This window comes from Ulvibacterium sp. (assembly GCF_028285715.1).
Taxonomy (GTDB): domain Bacteria; phylum Bacteroidota; class Bacteroidia; order Flavobacteriales; family Flavobacteriaceae; genus Ulvibacterium.
The window spans coordinates 68,536-88,469 of record NZ_JANQOO010000016.1 but is presented as its reverse complement, the minus strand read 5'-3'; the positions used below and the strand labels follow the sequence as shown (position 1 = coordinate 88,469).

At 40.6% G+C, this 19,934-nt stretch carries 20 protein-coding genes; 15 read left to right on the top strand and 5 right to left on the bottom strand.

The window, feature by feature from the left end; genetic code table 11:
- The first annotated feature begins 74 nt into the window (after positions 1-74).
- From Q0993_RS06565 to Q0993_RS06555, 3 genes are all read left to right on the top strand, one after another.
- Entirely contained in the window at positions 75-1,151 is a 1,077-nt protein-coding gene (locus tag Q0993_RS06565; RefSeq protein ID WP_299530978.1) for a sensor histidine kinase, read from the top strand.
- A gap of 1 nt (position 1,152) precedes the next feature.
- Positions 1,153-1,908: a LytTR family DNA-binding domain-containing protein gene (locus tag Q0993_RS06560; RefSeq protein ID WP_299530976.1), complete on the top strand. Its 756-nt coding sequence runs from the start codon at positions 1,153-1,155 to the stop codon at positions 1,906-1,908.
- A 101-nt stretch (positions 1,909-2,009) separates the two neighbouring features.
- Positions 2,010-2,543 (top strand): lipid-binding SYLF domain-containing protein, encoded by a 534-nt coding sequence (locus Q0993_RS06555; RefSeq protein ID WP_299530974.1) that lies wholly within the window; start codon positions 2,010-2,012, stop codon positions 2,541-2,543.
- 186 nt (positions 2,544-2,729) lie between these two features.
- Here the strand turns inward: Q0993_RS06555 and ahcY are convergent, their stop codons facing one another.
- A complete protein-coding gene (gene ahcY, locus Q0993_RS06550) occupies positions 2,730-4,046 on the bottom strand; it encodes an adenosylhomocysteinase (protein WP_299530972.1) in 1,317 nt (438 codons plus the stop codon).
- Between the two features lie 83 nt (positions 4,047-4,129).
- Between ahcY and Q0993_RS06545 the strand changes: the two genes are divergently transcribed.
- From Q0993_RS06545 to Q0993_RS06510, 8 genes are all read left to right on the top strand, one after another.
- Positions 4,130-4,759, top strand: a complete 630-nt coding sequence (locus Q0993_RS06545; RefSeq protein WP_299530970.1) for a 4'-phosphopantetheinyl transferase superfamily protein — start codon at positions 4,130-4,132, stop codon at positions 4,757-4,759.
- Between the two features lie 45 nt (positions 4,760-4,804).
- The gene (locus Q0993_RS06540) at positions 4,805-5,065 is read left to right on the top strand and encodes a thiamine-binding protein (protein ID WP_299530968.1); all 261 of its coding nucleotides are present in this window, start codon (positions 4,805-4,807) and stop codon (positions 5,063-5,065) included.
- Positions 5,049-5,687: a nicotinamide riboside transporter PnuC gene (gene pnuC / locus Q0993_RS06535; RefSeq protein WP_299530965.1), complete on the top strand. Its 639-nt coding sequence runs from the start codon at positions 5,049-5,051 to the stop codon at positions 5,685-5,687. Before Q0993_RS06540 ends, pnuC begins: the two co-directional genes overlap by 17 nt.
- A complete protein-coding gene (locus Q0993_RS06530) occupies positions 5,642-6,205 on the top strand; it encodes an ATP-binding protein (protein WP_299530962.1) in 564 nt (187 codons plus the stop codon). Before pnuC ends, Q0993_RS06530 begins: the two co-directional genes overlap by 46 nt.
- Positions 6,202-7,752 (top strand): DUF4301 family protein, encoded by a 1,551-nt coding sequence (locus Q0993_RS06525; protein WP_299530959.1) that lies wholly within the window; start codon positions 6,202-6,204, stop codon positions 7,750-7,752. The genes Q0993_RS06530 and Q0993_RS06525 overlap by 4 nt, the downstream gene beginning before the upstream one ends.
- Before the next feature lie 218 nt (positions 7,753-7,970).
- Positions 7,971-8,291, top strand: a complete 321-nt coding sequence (locus Q0993_RS06520) for a hypothetical protein (RefSeq protein ID WP_299530957.1) — start codon at positions 7,971-7,973, stop codon at positions 8,289-8,291.
- A gap of 431 nt (positions 8,292-8,722) precedes the next feature.
- Positions 8,723-9,025, top strand: coding sequence for a hypothetical protein (locus Q0993_RS06515; protein WP_299530955.1), 303 nt, complete (start codon positions 8,723-8,725; stop codon positions 9,023-9,025).
- A 451-nt stretch (positions 9,026-9,476) separates the two neighbouring features.
- Positions 9,477-10,850 (top strand): sigma-54 dependent transcriptional regulator, encoded by a 1,374-nt coding sequence (locus Q0993_RS06510; RefSeq protein WP_299530953.1) that lies wholly within the window; start codon positions 9,477-9,479, stop codon positions 10,848-10,850.
- On the opposite strand, the gene Q0993_RS06505 is transcribed toward Q0993_RS06510, so the two are convergent.
- A complete protein-coding gene (locus Q0993_RS06505; protein ID WP_299530951.1) occupies positions 10,825-13,296 on the bottom strand; it encodes an ATP-binding protein in 2,472 nt (823 codons plus the stop codon). The two genes, Q0993_RS06510 and Q0993_RS06505, sit on opposite strands and share 26 nt — an antisense overlap.
- Before the next feature lie 423 nt (positions 13,297-13,719).
- On the opposite strand from Q0993_RS06505, the gene Q0993_RS06500 reads away from it, so the two are divergent.
- Together Q0993_RS06500 and Q0993_RS06495 are read left to right on the top strand one after the other, a co-directional pair.
- Positions 13,720-15,885 carry a TonB-dependent receptor gene (locus tag Q0993_RS06500; protein WP_299531136.1) on the top strand — a complete coding sequence of 722 codons (2,166 nt, stop codon included), beginning with the start codon at positions 13,720-13,722 and terminating at the stop codon, positions 15,883-15,885.
- A gap of 42 nt (positions 15,886-15,927) precedes the next feature.
- Entirely contained in the window at positions 15,928-16,902 is a 975-nt protein-coding gene (locus Q0993_RS06495) for a Gfo/Idh/MocA family oxidoreductase (RefSeq protein WP_299530949.1), read from the top strand.
- 9 nt (positions 16,903-16,911) lie between these two features.
- Here the strand turns inward: Q0993_RS06495 and Q0993_RS06490 are convergent, their stop codons facing one another.
- Positions 16,912-17,349, bottom strand: coding sequence for a hypothetical protein (locus Q0993_RS06490; protein WP_299530947.1), 438 nt, complete (start codon positions 17,347-17,349; stop codon positions 16,912-16,914).
- Between the two features lie 135 nt (positions 17,350-17,484).
- Here Q0993_RS06490 and greA point away from each other — a divergent pair, with 135 nt between their 5' ends.
- Positions 17,485-17,961, top strand: coding sequence for a transcription elongation factor GreA (gene greA / locus Q0993_RS06485; protein ID WP_299530945.1), 477 nt, complete (start codon positions 17,485-17,487; stop codon positions 17,959-17,961).
- Positions 17,962-17,999: 38 nt separating this feature from the next.
- On the top strand, positions 18,000-18,389 hold the full coding sequence (locus Q0993_RS06480) for an HIT family protein (protein ID WP_299530942.1): 390 nt from the start codon (positions 18,000-18,002) through the stop codon (positions 18,387-18,389).
- Here the strand turns inward: Q0993_RS06480 and Q0993_RS06475 are convergent.
- Both Q0993_RS06475 and Q0993_RS06470 read right to left on the bottom strand, forming a co-directional pair.
- The gene (locus Q0993_RS06475; RefSeq protein ID WP_299530941.1) at positions 18,379-18,735 is read right to left on the bottom strand and encodes a hypothetical protein; all 357 of its coding nucleotides are present in this window, start codon (positions 18,733-18,735) and stop codon (positions 18,379-18,381) included. The genes Q0993_RS06480 and Q0993_RS06475 overlap by 11 nt on opposite strands.
- Positions 18,736-18,738: 3 nt before the next feature.
- A complete protein-coding gene (locus Q0993_RS06470) occupies positions 18,739-19,887 on the bottom strand; it encodes a PAS domain-containing sensor histidine kinase (protein ID WP_299530939.1) in 1,149 nt (382 codons plus the stop codon).
- Positions 19,888-19,934: the final 47 nt, after the last annotated feature.

The following is a 19,934-nucleotide window of genomic DNA, read 5'->3' as shown; positions in this document are numbered from 1 at the left end:
ATTTGACTATTGCATCTCGATGTAAAAGGGATTACGATGGACTTCTGTATCTTTAAAATTGAATTTGTACAAAAATGTTCAGTAGAAAGGCGATTATAAAGTTTCTTTTCCGATGGATGGTGGTCAATATAGTCTTTATATTGATAAAGACTACCGTTGAACATGAACAGGGAGGGATGCAGGCTTTTTTTACCCCTTCCAGCCTCTTCTACTACGGTTCGGCCTTTTTGTTCTTTATGGTCACTTGGGAGTATAATGATTGGTTGATAAAAAGACAGTTAAAAAAAGGGAGACTTAATCTAAAGAATAGTATCAGAATTTTTTTGAGGACCATGGCGCTGCTATTGCCTTTAAGCGCAGCGATATACTATTTGGCACTTTTCCCATTTAGAGAAGTTATAGGTATTAGGTGTGAGGACCCATTGCTACAATTTAGAGGGGATTTCCTCAGGGCAGGGTTGATAGGTTTAGCGGTTATTTTCATCAACCTATTCTATTTTTCCATGAAACGGAAAGAGGAATTGGAAAAACAAATGGAAGACCTAAAACGCGAAATGATAGCTTCAAAATACACCTCGTTAAAGAATCAAATTAGTCCCCACTTTCTCTTTAACAGCCTTAATACACTTACGTCGTTAATGTATGAAGACCGGGATCTGGCATCCGATTTTGTTACCCGATTGGCATCAAGTTACCGTTATATTTTGGACAATCGCGAACAGGATTTGGTGAGTCTACAAAAGGAGTTGAATTTTTTGGATGCCTTTGTTTTCATGATGAACGTTCGTCACAAGGATGCCGTTAGTATAAAAATGAAGATTACGATTCCCCCTGAGAACTATCGGATACCTACGTTGTCCTTGCAAATGTTGGTGGAGAACTCGCTTAAGCACAACTACTACAGCAAGGAAAAACCCTTGGAAATTCAAATATCAAACATTGGAAATGATGCCCTTGTGGTGAAGAATAATTTAAGAAGAAGGGAGTTAAAGGAAGAAACGACCCGATTGGGACTAAACAATATCAAAAAACGCTATTCGTATTACACCAATAAGCAAGTTTTGGTAAGGGAGGAAACTGACTTTTTTGAGGTTATTATTCCCTTGTTGGACAAGAGTGTTAGTGAAACAAGCTTAATTTCGATTTCGTAAAATGAGGGCGGTTATCATAGAGGATGAGGAATTTGCCTCTAAAAGATTAGGGCAATTGATACAGGAACTATCTCCGGAGATGGCTATAGTGGGTAACTTGACATCAGTGGAAAGTAGTATCTCATGGTTCTCGGAAAACGCCCTTCCCGATTTGATTTTCTTGGATATTCAATTGAACGATGGCTATGGATTCGACGTTTTGGACAATCTGGAGGAACACCCTCCTGTGATTTTCACCACTGCCTATAACGAATATGCCATTCGGGGTTTTAAATATAACGGGGTCGATTATTTGTTAAAACCGATTGTAAAGGATGAATTAAAAAAAGCACTGGAAAAATTCAATAAAAATTTGACTGGCAACGGAACATCCTCCACAGCGCATTTAGAGCATCTGAAACAACTATTTCATAGAGAATACAAACATCGTTTTATGGTTAAAGTAGGGAATCAGTTTCGCTCTTTTAATGTAGATGAAATAGCCTATTTTAAATCGTATGAGGGGCTCATCTATTTACACACCCATGCCAATCAATCCTACCCTATTGAGTATTCCATAGACCAGCTCGAGGAGATTTTAAATCCTATCCAATTCTTTCGAATCAACAGAAAGTTTATGGTTTCCGTAAAAGCGGTAGTCGAAATTCATACGTATTTCAACAGCAGATTGTTGCTAAAATTATTACCCAAAGAGGATGCACAGGTCATCGTTTCCCGCGAGCGGACTACCAAATTTAAGCGATGGTTGGATATGTAGTTTCCTTGCGTCATTACAGCTCTATGTTTTAATTTTCTGTTAATCCCGGAAGGTGTCCCTTTTAAAAGAGGTAACTTGCTGCCTCAAATGTAGTATGATATATGAGAACACTTAAATTATTTCCTGTTGTGGTTTTCCTTTTTTTTGTGGGCAATCTTGAAGCACAGAACAAAAAGGACAAAAAAATAATGAAAGATGCTGTTAAGGCCAAGAAAACGCTATTAAAGACAAGTCCAGGTCTAGAACGCTTTTTTGATGACTCCGCCGGCTATGTTATTTTTCCAAATGTGGGCAAGGGCGGTTTCATTATTGGAGGGGCCTCCGGAAACGGGGTTGTCTATGAAAACGGCGGTGAGGCCATTGGGATGGCCGATTTAAAAAAGATAAATGTTGGTTTTCAAGCAGGTGGCCAATCTATCATAGAGGTAATCTTCTTTGAAACCGATGTTGATTTGGACCGATTTAAGGAAGGTAAATTTGCTTTCGAAGCCTCGGCCTCCGCGGTAGCCTTAAAATCCGGTATTGCGGCAAACGCAAAATATGTGGAAGGGGTAGCCGTTTTTGCCTTACCCAAAGCCGGTCTTATGGCTGACGTTTCGGTAGGAGGGCAAAAGTTTGGATATAGTCCTTTTTAGACCTTTCAGACAGTGGGAGGGTAATGAACCTTTGCTTTCGGTTGATTTAAATATCTTAAAGGACTTTAGAAGTATCAAATAAAGTTACTATAAAAAAGGGCCCTTGCATTTGCAAGGGCCCTTTTTCTTGACTCTAAAAGCTAGACCTTTTGATTGGTCTTAGGTCTATCTTCCAATGTCTAAAATCTAATATCTATAATACTCTGGTTTAAACGGTCCTTGTACTTCGACCCCAATATATTCTGCCTGATCAGGTTTTAGCTCCGTAAGCTCGGCTCCCAAACGTGAAAGATGTAGGGCCGCCACTTTTTCGTCCAAATGCTTGGGCAGCATATACACTTGGTTTTCGTACTTGTCGCTATTGTTCCAAAGCTCAATTTGCGCCAATGTCTGGTTGGTAAAGGAATTACTCATTACAAAGCTAGGGTGCCCGGTAGCACAGCCCAAGTTTACCAATCGACCTTCGGCCAAAACAATGATGTCTTTGCCATCTAGAGCGTACTTATCTACTTGCGGCTTAATTTCATCTTTGGTATTTCCATAATTATTGTTCAACCAAGCCATATCTATTTCGTTGTCAAAGTGGCCAATGTTACAAACTATGGCCTTGTCCTTCATAGCCTTAAAATGCTCCGCTCGAATAATGTCCTTGTTTCCTGTGGTGGTAATGACAACATCGGCATTGCCAACAACGTTCTCCAATTTCTTCACTTCAAAACCGTCCATACAGGCCTGTAAGGCACAAATCGGATCGATCTCTGTAACGGTAACTATGGAACCGGCCCCTTTGAATGATGCGGCTGTACCTTTACCCACATCGCCGTATCCCGCAACGACCACACGTTTTCCTGCCAACATGGTATCCGTAGCCCTGCGTATGGCGTCCACGGCACTTTCACGACAACCATACTTGTTGTCAAATTTGGATTTGGTGACGGAATCGTTCACATTGATAGCTGGCATGGGTAAAACCCCATTTTTGAAACGCTCATATAATCGGTGTACGCCCGTTGTAGTCTCCTCGGAAAGACCTTTGATACCATCGGTTAATTCCGGATATCGGTCCAGCACCATGTTAGTAAGGTCGCCCCCGTCATCTAAGATCATGTTCAATGGCTTTCTTTCTTCACCAAAGAAAAGGGTTTGCTCTATACACCAATCAAACTCTTCCTCATTCATACCCTTCCAAGCATAAACAGGTATACCTGCAGCTGCGATGGCCGCGGCGGCGTGATCTTGCGTAGAGAAAATATTACAGGAACTCCAAGTGACTTCGGCGCCCAAGGCAGCCAAAGTTTCGATCAATACCGCAGTTTGTATGGTCATGTGCAGACACCCTGCAATTCTTGCTCCTTTTAAAGGTTGTTCATCCTTATATTCTTCCCTAAGGGACATAAGACCTGGCATTTCGGCCTCGGCCAATTCAATCTCCTTCCTTCCCCAATCGGCAAGTGAAATATCTTTTACCTTATAGGGTACGTAAGAAACGGTTTTGGTACTCATACTGACTTTTTTTATTATTTTAGATTAAATAGGAAAACCTCTTTTTTTGCGATTGCAAAGTTACAAATATCCTTAAGAATAGCATGATTTATAAGACCATACGTATAAATTCATCGATTTCAGTTTACATTTGGAAGATTGAGGAATCGGAAGCCGAGCTATCCGAAGGGATTCAATTGACTCCCCATTGTCAAAAACGGATAGACGGTATGAAATCCGAATTGCACCGACGAGGATTTTTAAGTATCCGGCATTTGATGGCGGAGGCCGGATATGTGGATGCCGATTTATACTACGATACTGCTGGGAAGCCTCATCTCGTGGACGGCAAAAAGATTTCCATTACCCATTCCGGACATTTTACCGGTATTATCGTTAGCGACACAACAGAGGTAGGCATAGATATAGAAAGGCAAAGGGACAAGATATTGCGTATTGCCCATAAGTTTACACCCATTGAGGAGTATCGTACCATAGCCAACACGGATGCCTTGGTGCGAAAACTTACCATCGTCTGGGGGGCAAAGGAATCCCTTTACAAAATATGTTCTAATCCAGGAATCAGCTTTTTACATCACATAGACGTTAGGGATTTTTCTTTTGCGGATAATACCACAACGGCCGAAGTTTTGTATCACGGAAATCTATCATGCTATGATATCCATTTTTTGGAATTTGAACGTTTTTGCTGCGTTTATGCGCTAAAAAGTTGATAAGTTTGTGATTTATATTTCACTAAACTTAGCCAGCGCTGAATTATGCATATTTCGGTAGAACTTACTTTTTCCCCGTTACAGGACGATTTTGAGGAGCATATCATCAATTTTATTAAAAAGCTAAGGGCCTCTGGACTCAAAATCGTGGAAAATCCATTAAGTACCAACGTATATGGCGACTATGAAACCGTAATGGCGGTACTTCATACTGAAATCAAGACAGCTTTTGAGTCAATGGATAAGGGTTTGATGTATATGAAAATAGTAAAATCCGACAGGAGCGGGTATGAACCTCATTTTTGATTGGATTTTTTCGCAGTATCAGGACACACCCACCCATGTTGTGGTCCTGGAATTGGTGAGCGCTTTTTTTGCACTACTAAGCGTTATCTATTCCAAACGTGGAAACATATTGGTTTTTCCCACCGGAATAATAGCCACCGGGATAGCCGTATATATATTGTTGATTTATGGTCTCTTGGGTGATATGCTTATAAATGCCTACTATTTTGCCATGAGCATTGTAGGTTGGTTCGCCTGGACCAGAAAAGTGGATGAAACTCACTTTATACCGGTCACCTTAACAACGAAAAGGGAGAAGAAATGGTCCATACTTCTATTCATAGCTACTATTGTTTTCGTGGCTATTATCTATTCGGCAACGGATAGGTTCAATACATGGACGGCTTATACGGACATACTTACAACGGCCTTTTTTTTTGTAGGGATGTGGCTTATGGCCAAAAAGAAGTTGGAGAATTGGATCTATTTGATTATCGGTGACATCATTACCGTTCCGCTTTATTTGTACAAAGGACTTATCTTTAGTGCTATACTGTTTTTCATCTTAACCATAATTGCCATTTTCGGATATTTCTCATGGAAGAAAAACTTGAACAAGAGCCCTCGGACATTGTTAAAGTAGTGCTGTATGGCCCTGAATCTACTGGAAAGACAACTATGTCGGAACAGTTGGCAAGACACTATAATACCGTATGGGTGCCCGAATATGCACGGGAATATCTACAGGACAAGTGGAACAAGGAGCGTAAGACCTGTGAACCCAAGGACTTGTTGCCCATTGCCGAAGGTCAAATGAAGCTTGAAAACGAACTGACCAAAAAAGCGACAAAAGTTCTTCTTTGTGATACGGATTTGTTGGAGACCAAAGTATATTCCGAAGCCTATTATGTTGGGCATTGTGATCCATTGCTCGAAAAGTATGCATTAAAAAACTCCTACCATCTTTATTTCTTGACCTATATCGATGTCCCCTGGATTGGGGATGACCTTAGGGACAAGCCCAATGAACGAGAACGAATGTTTGCTTATTTTAAGGAAACTTTAGAAAAATATAACCGTAATTTTGTGATTCTAAAAGGAGATAGGAAGACACGTTTGTCGACCGCCATACAACACATAGATAATTTATTGGATAAATGATACAGCTTTCGGAAAAGGACTGGGAACAACTGGAGAATAAAGGAATTACAAAGGAAACTGTAGTAGATCAGATTAAGACTTTTAAGGAAGGAATTCCTTTTGTTCGCTTGGAAAAGGCGGCTGTAATAGGAGATGGGATTTCCAAATTTTCCGAAGCTGAGCAGACCCGACTGGTTCGCTATTTTGAAGAGAACAGCAAGGTGCTTACCTTATTGAAATTTGTGCCTGCCTCAGGGGCGGCTTCCCGGATGTTTAAGGCTTTGTTCAATTTTTTGGATGTCTATGACCCTGGCCATGAAGACTTGGAGGCTTATCTTGAGCGGAACGAGGATACCGACCTTAAAAAGTTTTCGGAAGGCTTAAAAGACCTTCCGTTTTATGATTTGGTACGAAACAGAATAATAGAAAAGGCAAATACCAAAGGGAAGGAAATATACGTATTCGTTAGGGAAATGATGTCCGAAAATACCCTTAATTATGGTTTTTACCCCAAAGGGCTTTTGCCATTCCATAATTACGGGGAATATGTGGCTACCCCTTTTGAGGAGCATTTGACGGAAGCCGCCAACTATGCCAGGAACGAGCGTAACGCGAATCTACACTTTACGATTTCCCCACAGCACGAGGAAATGTTCAAAAAAGAATTCAGTTCGGTTAAGGAGAGGGTATCGGTTGAGACAAACACTTCCTTTCAGGTCGGATATTCCTATCAAAAGCCTTCTACAGATACCATAGCCGTAGATATGGAAAATAACCCATTTCGTAATACTGATGGTTCGTTGTTATTCAGACCTGGCGGACATGGGGCACTGATTGAAAATTTGAACGAACAGGATGCCGATATCATTTTCATTAAAAATATAGATAACGTGGTTGTTCCAGAAGCCTTGGAGGAAGTATCGGACAGCAAAAAAACATTGGCAGGAGTTTTATTGGAGGTTCAACAAAAGGTATTTGAATATGCTAGATTTTTGGATGGAGACCCACATGACAAAGAAAAACTAGGTGAAATAAAGGATTTTTTGACCAGCCGGCTAAACGTTCGGTTTTCCGATAATTTTTCAGGCTTGGAGGTAACCGGTCAGGTTAAGATACTGAAGGACAAAATAAACCGACCGATACGTGTTTGTGGTATGGTCAAAAATGAAGGAGAGCCGGGAGGAGGTCCGTTCTGGATTCGGGATAGATACGATACGGTCTCTCTACAAATTGTTGAATCCGCCCAAGTAGATATGAATAACAGTGACCAATTAGCCATTTTTAGGAACTCCACTCATTTTAACCCTGTGGATTTAGTCTGTGGTATTAAGGATCATAAGGGAACAAAGTATAATTTACTGAATTTTGTAGACTCAAAACAGGGATTTATTACAAATAAGACAAAGGAAGGCAGGGAATTAAAAGCCTTGGAACTTCCAGGCCTATGGAACGGGGCCATGGCCTTTTGGAATACTATATTCGTCGAAGTGCCATTGTCCACCTTTAACCCGGTTAAAACAGTAAACGATTTATTAAAACCTTCACACCAAGTAAACCAAACCCATTAAATCATAGCGACAAAACCAAAATGGAAAATGTGTGTAAATCTTATACACTTTTCTTGAGTTTTTATACACCGATACACAATTGTGTTGAGATGTAATATTTTTCAAAATACTGTTTTTCAAATAGTTGTGTCATTTTTTTGGTTACCCTCTACCTTGGCACTATTTTCTCTTTGCTATAGGCAGTTAACAAAACAAATACATAATCTAAACACAAGAAAATGAAAAAAGTAATGTTGGTAGCAGTAATGGCCTTTGGAACCATGACTGCTTTTGCACAAGAAGAGGTAATTGAAGAAGCAACCACAAACTTGGAAGAAGTTGCAACAGAAGCTATTGAGGCCCAAGATGGTTTTAATGAAGTGGCTTTGGAAGAGTTACCGGAAGCTATCACCCAAGCTTTGGAAGCTGCACATCCCGGAGCTTCTGTAGTTAAGGCCTATATGAACGATCAGTCCCAGTATAAACTTGAGGTAGCCAAAGAGGACGGTGAACAAGTTGAGTTGTATGCGGATGCCGAAGGCAACTGGATAGAGATGTAATTTAAGCACGTATTATATCCATAGAGTTAATTAATATATCGCTTAGTTTGGTTTTAAAATCCCTAGCCTTATCGCTAGGGATTTTTGTTGGGTATTGATACTTGTACCATGTAAGTCGTTTCCTTAAAAAGGGGTATTTATGCAATGAGAAGACCGAATCTTATTGAAGTTTGGCGCATAACTTCCGAATAAATTAAAAACACTGTCAAGAACCACTTTGAACCTAAGATTTTTTCATTCACAAATTGAAACTCTCGTGTATGTTTTACACGGTTCACAAAATGAATACCCAAAATTACACAGTGCTCGCTAGGTCTAATTCTATTTAATTAACTGATTGTGAGTATTTTAAATATTTAATTGGATTCTGGTATCATTTTTTCCCTATATAATTCATGTTTAATTAGTAATAGCACTAAAATTTGAAAATCATGAAAAAATTAGTTTTTGTTTTAGCATTGTCTCTTGGAAGTCTAACAGCTTTTGCCCAGGATACTGCCGAAGCCCAGATAGATACTTCCGAGGCTGTTGCAACCCAGGATGATTTTTCGGAAATCGCAGCTAGTGAATTACCGGAGGCGGTAACCGCTGCAGTAGCCAAAAATTACCCAACGGCTACCATAGACAAGGCTTACGTCAACGAATCGAAACAATACAAGCTTGAAGTTTCCTTGGAGGATGGAACCTCAGGAACTTTGTATGCTGATGAAAGTGGTAACTGGATCGAAATGTAAATAACTTGAGTTATTTGTTTTGTATCAAGTTGGTTTGGTCGGAAAGGGGTCGTCATTGTACGACCCCTTTCTATTTGAGCCAACCCGTTTCTAGGAATCAGCAAATTTTTTCTTCAAGTACCCTGTTCCCCAATGGTTGCTACAGAATTGATTTTGGTCTTCAGAATGCCCTTTTTTGAGGATTATATTCAAAGAACTTTAACTTAATTTACCTGTAGACACCTAATAGTTCCCACATTTCTTTCCTCAGGATGAAAAATAGAAGTTGATAGATTGACCTTCTAAATGAAAGGATTCTGCCGATGAAAGAGATTGCTGCAAAAGAGTAGCAAAACCAAAGCCGAGCTGCTGATTTCCCCCCTAAATTCTTGTATCAATTTATGATAATTTTAAAGGACAAACAGCTTTCTTACGCTATTTTTACGTACATATAGCATACAAGAATTTTTTTATGCCAAACATCTTGATCATCGAGGACGATGCTGCCTTTTGCCAAATGCTACAGAAGTTTTTGACCAAAAGAGGGTATGAAGTGGAAATTTGCTACCACGCCACTGATGCCAAGAAAAAGTTTAAATCCACTGATTTTGATGTTATTTTAACGGATTTGCGTTTGCCCGATTCTGATGGACTACATTTATTGGCCGATATTAAGAAAGTAAAACCCAAAATCCCTGTAATTCTTATGACGGGCTATGCGGAAGTGGGCACCGCGGTAAAGGCCATGAAGCAGGGTGCATATGACTATATTTCCAAGCCCTTTACTCCTGAGGAAATTATTATGGTCATTGAGAATGCATTGAAGACAAAAGCACATATAGTTGAGTATGATGGTTCAAGTGCACAAAAACCCGGTCAAAAAAAAACATCGTCCAAAAGGTCGAGGAATTCAAATCAAAAGACCATATTGGGAGTCAGTGATGCTTCAAAAAAGTTGGATGATTATATTAAACTGGTGGCACCCACCGATATGTCCGTATTGATTACGGGCGACAGTGGAACGGGTAAGGAGGTCGCCGCCCGGGCGATACATAATGCCAGTAAGCGCAAGGATTACAACTTTGTGGCCGTGGATTGTGGAGCCATTCCAAAGGAACTGGCCACAAGTGAATTTTTTGGTCATATCAAGGGAAGTTTTACTGGGGCCGTTGAGGACAAAATCGGAAACTTTGAAGCAGCCAACGGAGGTACTTTGTTCTTGGACGAGGTAGGGAACCTTTCTTATGAAAATCAAATCCAACTACTAAGAGCTCTACAGGAGCGGAAGATAAGACGGGTAGGCAGTACCAAGGAAACCCATGTGGATGTTCGTATCATAACAGCTACAAATGAAGATTTGACGCTTGCCGTTCAAAAGGGAAACTTTAGGGAAGACCTGTATCACAGGTTAAACGAGTTTTCCATTCAAATCCCGTCCTTGGAAGAACGGTTTGAGGATTTGATTTTGTTTGCGGACCATTTTTTGGCCAAAGCCAATGAAAATTTGAACAAGGAAGTTCATGGCTTTTCAACGCAAGTGTGGGAGGCCTTTCAACAGTACCATTGGCCGGGAAATTTAAGGGAACTTCAAAATGTAGTCAAAAGGGCGGTACTTTTAACGGTTGGTGATGAGGTAAGGATGGAAACCTTGCCTAAAGAGGTTTTAGGGCCTGCCCGTAATAGTTCGATAAAGGCCGAAAATTTTTCTAAATCCGATTTTGAGAAGGACCGTATCATCAAAGCATTGAAAAAGACCAATTTCAACAAGTCAAAAGCCGCAAAATTGCTACAGGTTACCCGTAAAACACTTTACAACAAAATCAACCACTATAACTTGGACTTGTAATCAACTTATTCTCCATTTCATATAGCAATAGGCGTACTTTTTCCTCTAACAAAAGGAAATCGTTATGGAGGACGTTGATGTTTATAGAATCTTGGGTCGCCATTTCAAATTTCTCCAACAAGGACACACATTTGTCCACCTTAAGCTGTCTGAACATAGGTAACATACGATGGGCAACGTGATTTAGACGAGTGTAATCCCGTTCTTTGATAGTTTCGTCCAATAGGCCCATGTTGATTCGTGTGTCATTTAAAAATGTCTGCAATACTTCAAAAATGGCACCTTCATTTTTTCCCAAAAAAGAATGAATGGTGGCTAAGCTATAATTTTCGGTTTTTTCTTTTTCAGAAGGATTTTTAGTATTTATAACGGGTGCTTTTTTAGTGTCCATACCCTTTGATTTCAGGACAGTAACAAGTTCATCTTTGGAGAAAGGCTTTCGTAGAACTTGGTCAAACCCCTTAGAGGTATAGGTGTCGATTTTAAAATCCCTTCTGCCCGTCATGGCAATAACGGGTTGGCCCTTATAATGTTTGTATTTTCCGGACCTTAACCTGTTTAAGACTTCAAAACCGTTTGTTCGGGGCATTTGTATATCTGTCAAAACCAGATCATAAATCAAAGGGGAATCCTCTTTTACGAATTGAAAGTTGGTAAAGGTATGAGCATGGATTCCCATACTTTCCATAAGTTCACCTAACATACCTAAAAGAGCGGTATCGTCGTCGATTATCAAGATACTGAGGTTGGATGCCAAGTCAGGAATTTTTTGCTCTGCAGAACCTAATTTCTGCTGCGTTATTTGCAGGGGTAGCTTAAGGGTAAATGTACTACCTTGGCCTATCTTGCTTTCCAAACTCAATGAACCGTCAAGCAATTCCGTCAACTTTTTGGATATGGTAAGTCCCAGGCCATAACCGCCGAATTTTTTTTCGGTATCGGTATCGGCCTGCGTAAATTCCTTAAAAATAAGCCCTTGCTTTTCCTTGGGAATCCCCATGCCGGTATCCGTGACCGATATTTGCGCTATAATGATTTCCTTACCTTCCTTAAAGGTATGGGCCTTAACCCGTATATGACCCTTTTCTGTAAACTTAAAGGCGTTTGCAATAAGATTGGTAAGTACTTGACGCAGGCGGAAGGGATCGCCCAATACCGTTTTTTTTAGTGAAGCATCTATTTCAAGCTTTAGCCCTACCTTTTTATGTGCATAAAGAGCCTGAAGGTTTTCGGCGGTTTCTTGGATAAGATATGCGGGCATAAAGGGGATTTTTTCAATCTTTAACTTACCCGCTTCCAATTTTGAAAAATCCAAAAGATCGTTTACCAAATTCCCTACATAACCGGTAGAGGAGGTTATATTTTTTAAATACCCCTCTTGTTTTTGGGTTAACTCCGTATTTTCCATAAGTTCAGCATACCCTTGTATGGTGTTCAAAGGGGTTCGCAGATCATGGCTAACTGTGGAAATTAATTGTTCCCTACTTTTTAACAAGGACTCGGAATATTTTTTCTCTTTTTCCAATTTCTGCCTGTAGGTCTGTACCTTCCAAAAATCACGATTGATCAAAAAAGTGAAAAACCCAACAACAATGAAGCCCAATAAGGCTGCTAAACCGGCCAAGCGAATGCTCTTCCTCAAGGCGGATTGCTTTTTTAAAGCGTCGTTATAGGTATTCATCACTATTTCTTGCTCCAAAGCGGAAACAATATTGCGTAGTTGTTGGGAGAGCTCTATATCGGTACGATTAATTTCATTTTCCTTTTGGGCCAGGAAACGTTGTGTCTTTGCATCTTTCATTTTGGCCTCTGCCAAAAGAACTTTGGAAGCATTGAGAACCGAATCAATTCTTTCGGAGTCGGGAACGGAAGACGTGTCCGCGGGAATGTTTTCGTTCAAGTAGGCTACCCAGTCTTCCAATACTTTCAGCTTATACGGGGAGAGTTTCTCAGGATGCTTCTCAAAATTGTACACCGTGAGTTTTCCGAAAGAGGCCTCCATTTTCCTGAACTCCTCGATTACATTGTCTATTGAGCGGTTGTTATCATTTTTTACTTTTAAGCTACGAAGTTCATCACTATTGGCTGCCTTCTGTTTCAGTAATAATTTTACGCTATCCAATTTCGCTTTTTGGGAAGGATCAAAGGCTAGTTGTTTTAGGGAATCTATTTCAAGGAAAACGGAATCGATTTTTTTGGCGTATGCATTGAAATTCTGTTGGGTCTTGGTCTGCAATGCTAACTTGGAAAGGCTTTCCGCTTCATAAATTTGAGTGACCAAGGCCCCTGTCCTTAATAACTTGATATCACTTTTAACAGCGGTTTCATCATTAATCAAAACCTGTATCTCAGAATAGATAAAGTATCCTGCTACCAAGGCAAGTACACATAACATCAAGTAACTGATGGCAACCTTAAACGTAAACCTATTCTTGGATTTGTCCATATAGCAACGTAACACCCTTAGGGACTATAAATACGTATAAATTCCGGTAAGGGTTTATTGTACCACGTTAATTGTTCCAAAGATTATGATATGTGTGGTTTGAGTTGTAAGTTTGTTCCATCTCAAAGGGGTGCGAACTCCTGGAAAAATTTTAAGAAGGGAAACCTTTAAGAGTTCAGGATAAGCTGAGATTATACCCAATGAACCTGGGCGGGTAATGCTGCCAAGGAATGCGCGAGTCGCTTTTTTGGAATTTCTTTCGTTCTTAATTGAACAAAAATCAAGTTTAACACAGAATAACAACCCCTTTTATTCGTCGCTAATTTTTTAGTACGGATGAAACTGCTTTATTCTAAATTTTTACCTGCCGCTTTCCAAAATAGCGGTTACATGCGATCCCTTACAAATAATAGGAAGCATCGCATGAAAATTGTATTCACAACAGTTGTCCTCTTTGGGCTTAGTAGGGTCGTTTCGGCCCAGCAAAACCCAACAGATTCCTTGGAAGGAAAGAAGATAGTACTGGACGAGGTCTTTGTTTCGGCGATTCGTGTAACCAAGGAAACGCCGGTCACTTTTTCCAATTTAAACAAGGAGGAGGTCGCACCAAGAAATTTGGGGCAGGATATCCCCATTTTAATGAACTTTCTTCCTTCTGTGGTCACCACTTCCGACGCCGGTGCCGGGATAGGCTATACCGGAATACGTGTTAGGGGGAGTGATGCAACCCGGGTCAATGTCACCATTAACGGAATTCCATACAACGATGCAGAATCGCAGGGAACCTTTTGGGTAAATATGCCGGATTTTGCTTCCTCTACCGAAAGTTTGCAATTGCAAAGGGGTGTGGGGACCTCCACTAATGGGGCCGGGGCCTTCGGGGCCAGCCTAAACCTATTGACCGATGGATTTTCTGAAGAAGCGTATGGACAAATTTCCAGTTCAATAGGAAGCTTCGCCACATTGCGGAACAACATTAAGTTTAGCTCCGGATTGTTGAACAATAGAATTGAAATTTCTGCACGCCTATCCAGAATTATCTCGGATGGCTATGTGGATCGCGCCTCTTCGGAACTTGATTCCTATTTTTTACAGGGCGCCTTCAAAGATGACAATACTTTGATTAAGGCATTGCTTTTTGGAGGACATGAAATAACCTATCAATCGTGGTTCGGTGTCGACGCCGAGACATTACGCACCAATAGAACATTTAACCCGGCCGGGATGTATACCGATGAAGATGGTACTACCCAATTTTATGAAAATGAAGTGGACAACTATAAACAAGACCATGCGCAATTGCTATGGAACGAAAGCATTTCGGAACATTGGAGTACCAATCTTGCCTTGCATTATACACGTGGAAGGGGATTCTTTGAACAGTTTCGGGAAGACGATGATTTTGCCACCTATGGATTTGAACCGCTTACGGTCAATGGCGAAGAAGTGAATACGACGGACCTGATCCGGAGGCGTTGGCTGGATAACGACTTTTATGGAACCGTATTTTCCGTAAACCATAAGAAGAACAAGTGGGATGTAATCCTTGGGGGAGGATGGAACAAATATGAGGGAGATCATTTTGGAGAGGTCATTTGGGCCCGTTTTGCTTCCAATAGTGAAATTCGGGATCGGTATTATGACGATACGTCCATTAAAACCGATTTTAACGTTTTTGCCAAAGCCAATTACAAACTACACCAACAATGGAGCCTTTTTGGGGATATGCAATACAGGAGAGTTAGGTATGAGGCCAATGGGGAGGAAACTGGACTTGTTGATGATACTTTTAACTTTTTTAATCCCAAAGTGGGATTGACCTATGATTTGGACAGAAATAACAATTTCTATTTTTCCTATGCCAGGGCCAATAGGGAACCTAATCGAAATGATTATGAAAATGGGAATCCCAGACCTGAAAAACTCAATGATTTTGAACTGGGCTGGCGCTATGTTTCACCAAATGTTCAGTTAAATACCAATGTCTATTATATGCGCTATAAAGATCAATTGGTGCTTACCGGGGAACTCAATGACGTAGGCGCCCCCTTGCGTGCGAACGTAGGGGATAGCTATCGTTTGGGATTGGAAATAGACGCTAATGTTCAAATGGGAGATAAATTTTGGTTAAGGCCCAACATAGCTTTAAGCACCAATAAGAACCTAGATTTTGTATTTCAGAGAGATGGGGTTCTCCGGGATTTGGGCAATACCAATATTGCTTATTCGCCGAACCTGGTCATTGGAAATCAGTTGGGTTTTGCCCCTACGGAAAGGTGGTTGATTTCTGCATTGACAAAGTATGTCGGCAAACAATACATGGGCAATATAGATAGCGACGCCTCAGTACTTGAAGCGTATTCCCAGACCGATTTGAACGTTCAATACGTATGGGAAATAAATACCTTTCTTAAAAGTATTACCTTCTCAGGATTGGTAAATAATATCTTTGATCAGGATATTGTCTCCAACGGCTTTTTTTTCACTTTCGATGATGACTCCTCGGGAAGCACAACCACAATTGAGGGTGCCGGATTCTACCCACAGGCAGGGATTAATTTTTTATTGGGGGCCACGGCACGTTTTTAGACTCTTTATAAACCTGTACTTTTGTTTTACAAACAATAAGCTATGATGAAAAGTGTTCGTTGGGGTATTATAGGTTGTGGTGATGTTACAGAGGTCAAAAGCGGACCGGCATACCAAAATACGGAGGGCTTTGAACTAGCTGCGGTAATGCGCAGGGATGTTGAAAAAGCCAAGGATTATGCCAAACGACACGGCGTGCCCAAGTTTTACCCGGATGCCGATAGTCTTATTTTGGATGATAAAATTGATGCCGTATACATCGCTACCCCTCCAGATTCGCACAAGTACTATGCGCTAAAAGTTGCCAAGGTGGGAAAACCTTGTTGTATAGAAAAGCCCATGGCACCTTGTTATTCGGATAGTCTGGACATTTACGAGGCCTTCCAAAAGAAGGACATTCCATTGTTTATTGCCTACTACAGGAGGTCGCTTCCACGATTTGAAAAGGTAAAGGACTGGTTGGATGGCCACCTTATCGGTGCGGTAAGAACCATAAAGTGGCAACTCTCAAAACCTGCTTCTGATTTGGATAGGAGCAACAGCTACAATTGGCGTACCGACGCTAAAATTGCCCCAGGAGGCTATTTCGATGACTTGGCAAGTCATGGTTTGGATCTGTTTTGTCATCTATTGGGCCCGGTTGTGGAGGCCAAGGGAGTGGCCTTGAACCAGCAGGGGTTATACTCGGCCAAGGATGCCATCACTGCCTGTTGGGAACACGAAAGTGGTATAACTGGCTACGGGAACTGGAATTTTGGAAGCTATGCCCATAAGGATTCGGTTGAAATTATAGGAGACGAAGGGAAGATTTCATTCTCTATCTTTCAGGACAATCCTTTGGAATTGGAGAATGTACAAGGAAAGGAAACCTTGGAAATTGACAACCCCAAGCATATTCAGAAATATCACGTCGCTTATATGAAGAGTCATTTGTTCGGGGAATCTGTACATCCCTCCTTGGGAAGTTCCGGACTACATACCAGTTGGGTTATGGATAAAATTCTTGGGGCGGTATAAATTGGACACTTAGTTGGAAATGATAACGGTAGTGCCGTTAAAGGAAGCACGATATTCCAACATGTCAAAATACCGATTGCCATCATCCGGTCTATTTAATTGCTGCCCGGTAAACAAACTGTATTCGAAATCATTACAAGGGCAAATAGCTGTCTGTCCTTCCATTTCCATCGTAGAACAACTGTCCGGTGCATGATTGGGGCAATTGGCCTCAAAGGCCCTAAATTGGTCAAACCCCACGTTGATTACGAAAACGCCCCGTATCCCTACACCCTCAGTGCCAATATAAACCGCGTTTCCCACATTGGTTAGTGGACTGTATAAGGGAAGGTTCAGATTAATGTCAAACTGGAATCCTATCTCCTGCAGGAATGGATTCCTATTTGTAGGATCGCTATCGCAGGATAGTAGAAATATAATCAAAACAATGCTCCAAATGCGCATCATAACGTAAGACCTATTTATATAATGAACGCAAAGTTGAACAAAAATTATGTATCTTTGCGTTAAATCCTCTCTAAAAAAAGCCGGGTACATCGCGGTCTAAGTAGAGGATTTTCTTATTTAATAAAAGATGAGGTTATGAGTAGCGTATCTTACTATACAGCAGAAGGACTTAAAAAATTAAGAGAAGAACTGAGTCAACTTAAGGATATAGAACGACCTAAGGCATCACAAGCCATTGCAGAAGCCAGGGATAAAGGAGATTTATCCGAAAATGCCGAATACGATGCGGCAAAGGAGGCCCAAGGATTGTTGGAACTTAAGATATCTAAACTGGAAGAGACTTTGGCCAATGCCCGATTGATTGATGAATCGCAGCTGGATACTTCAAAAGTATTGGTGCTGTCCACTGTAAAATTGAAGAATCAGGCGAATGGTATGGAAATGAAATATACCTTGGTTGCCGAAAGCGAGGCGGATCTGAAATCGGGAAAGATATCCGTAAGTTCACCCATTGGAAAAGGATTGTTGGGCAAGGAAGTGGGTGATGTTGCGGAGATTAATGTTCCAAATGGCACCTTAAAATTTGATATTTTAGAGATTAGCAGAGATTAATAAGACCTGCTTGGTTTAAAATCTTATAGATAAACTATATGCCGAGTATTTTCACCAAGATTATCAATGCAGAAATTCCCTGTTACAAGATAGCCGAGGACGAAAACTACTTTGCGTTTTTGGACATCAACCCTAACTCTAAAGGCCATACGCTTTGTGTTCCCAAAAAGGAAGTGGACAGAATTATGGATTTGGATCAGGAAACCTATATGGGCCTAATGGCGTTTTCTAGAAGGGTAGGTAAAGCCATTGAAGCGGCCATAGATTGTAAAAGAGTGGGGTTAACCGTAATTGGTTTGGAAGTACCCCATGTACATGTGCATTTGATTCCCTTGCAGGGAATGCAGGATGCCACCTTTCAAAATAAGGTAGTATTGACCCCGGAGGAATTTGAGGCCACTGCGGAAAGCATTCGTTCTAAAATGTGATACTTCCTTCCATAAATAAATACATCCCTGCTCCCACCAATAAAACCAAAACAAGTAGAAGCACATAGAATAACGAAGTAAACCGTATCGAGGCTTTATGCGGTGTAGCCATTTTTTGATAATAATCGAAAATTTTTTCAATATCATCCGTCCAACTCACCGGATAGATTATGGAACTACATTTTTTACATTTAATTTGGTGGGTAACTTCATTGGTGGTTCTATGGATTAATCTACCGTAGGTATGCTTTTGAAAAAAGGTAATTTTCATATCCTGACTAAAACATTCAGGACAATTGTTGGTTATGTCCGCTTCCTTTATGGTCACTAACTTTTCTTTTGGCATAATCTATTGATTTACTCTTAAAGATATCTGCATTATTGTGCCCTCTTTATTGGAAGAAAGGACTTTTATTTTCCCCTGGTGATATTCTTCCACAATTCTTTTTACAAGTGATAGACCTAGGCCCCATCCTCTCTTTTTGGAGGTTACACCTGGATTAAAAATGGTTTGGTAATCACTTTTTGGAATGCCATGGCCCGTATCCGCAACCAATATGTTTACGTATTTGCCATCAGGTATTATCTCCAAGGCAATATTCCCTCGACCCTTCATGGCATCGATTCCATTCTTTACCAGATTCTCAATGGTCCAATTATAGAGTGAAGGGTTTAGCAGAACGGATATCGTATCTACTTTAGTATTGAAGGAAAAATGGATGAGTTTGGAGCTTCTTCGTTTTAAATACTCAAAAGCGTCCCTGGTCTCTTTAACAATATCATGGGGTTTTAATTCTGGTAGGGAACCTATTTTGGAAAAACGTTCCGTGATGGTTTCCAATCTGGATATGTCCTTTTCAATTTCTAGGGGGATATCGGGGTTTATACTTTCATTCTTCAACAATTCGTTCCATCCCAAGAGGGAGGAAAGGGGCGTGCCTATCTGATGTGCCGTTTCCTTGGCCATACCCGCCCAGAGCTTATTTTGTTCCGAGGCTTTGTTCGTTTTAAAGAAAAAGAATATGACCGCTGCAAACAAAAAGATAATTAGCAGTAAGGCTATGGGATAATATTTCAATTTATTCAATACTTCTGAATTTCCATAATACAGGGTCGCGAGATGTTCCCCTTGTTGGTCTATGAGAATTGGAGTGTTCTCATTCTCAAACTTTTTTATCTTTCCCCTTAGGTATAAGGAGTCCTTGACCATGTCCTCGGGCATATTGTTCGTTTTTATAGAACCGTCCTTGTTCACCAAGATCATAGGTGTTGAAGAGTTGTTTTGCAACACTTTAATGGTGAGGTTGCCCAAATCCATATTTTCCGAGGACTGTAAAAGCTCGGATTGAGCGGTGGCCCAGATTTCCATCTTTGATCGTTCCTCTTCCTTAAATTTTTTGAAAAAACTATTGGTATTCCACAGGATAAGGCTTACGATTACAAAGGCAGAAATCAATAAAATGAGGTTGGGCGTTCTCTTTTTCGGATTAAAATTCATCCAACGGGCTTATTATCTTTAAAGATAACGCAATTTGGCAAACTATG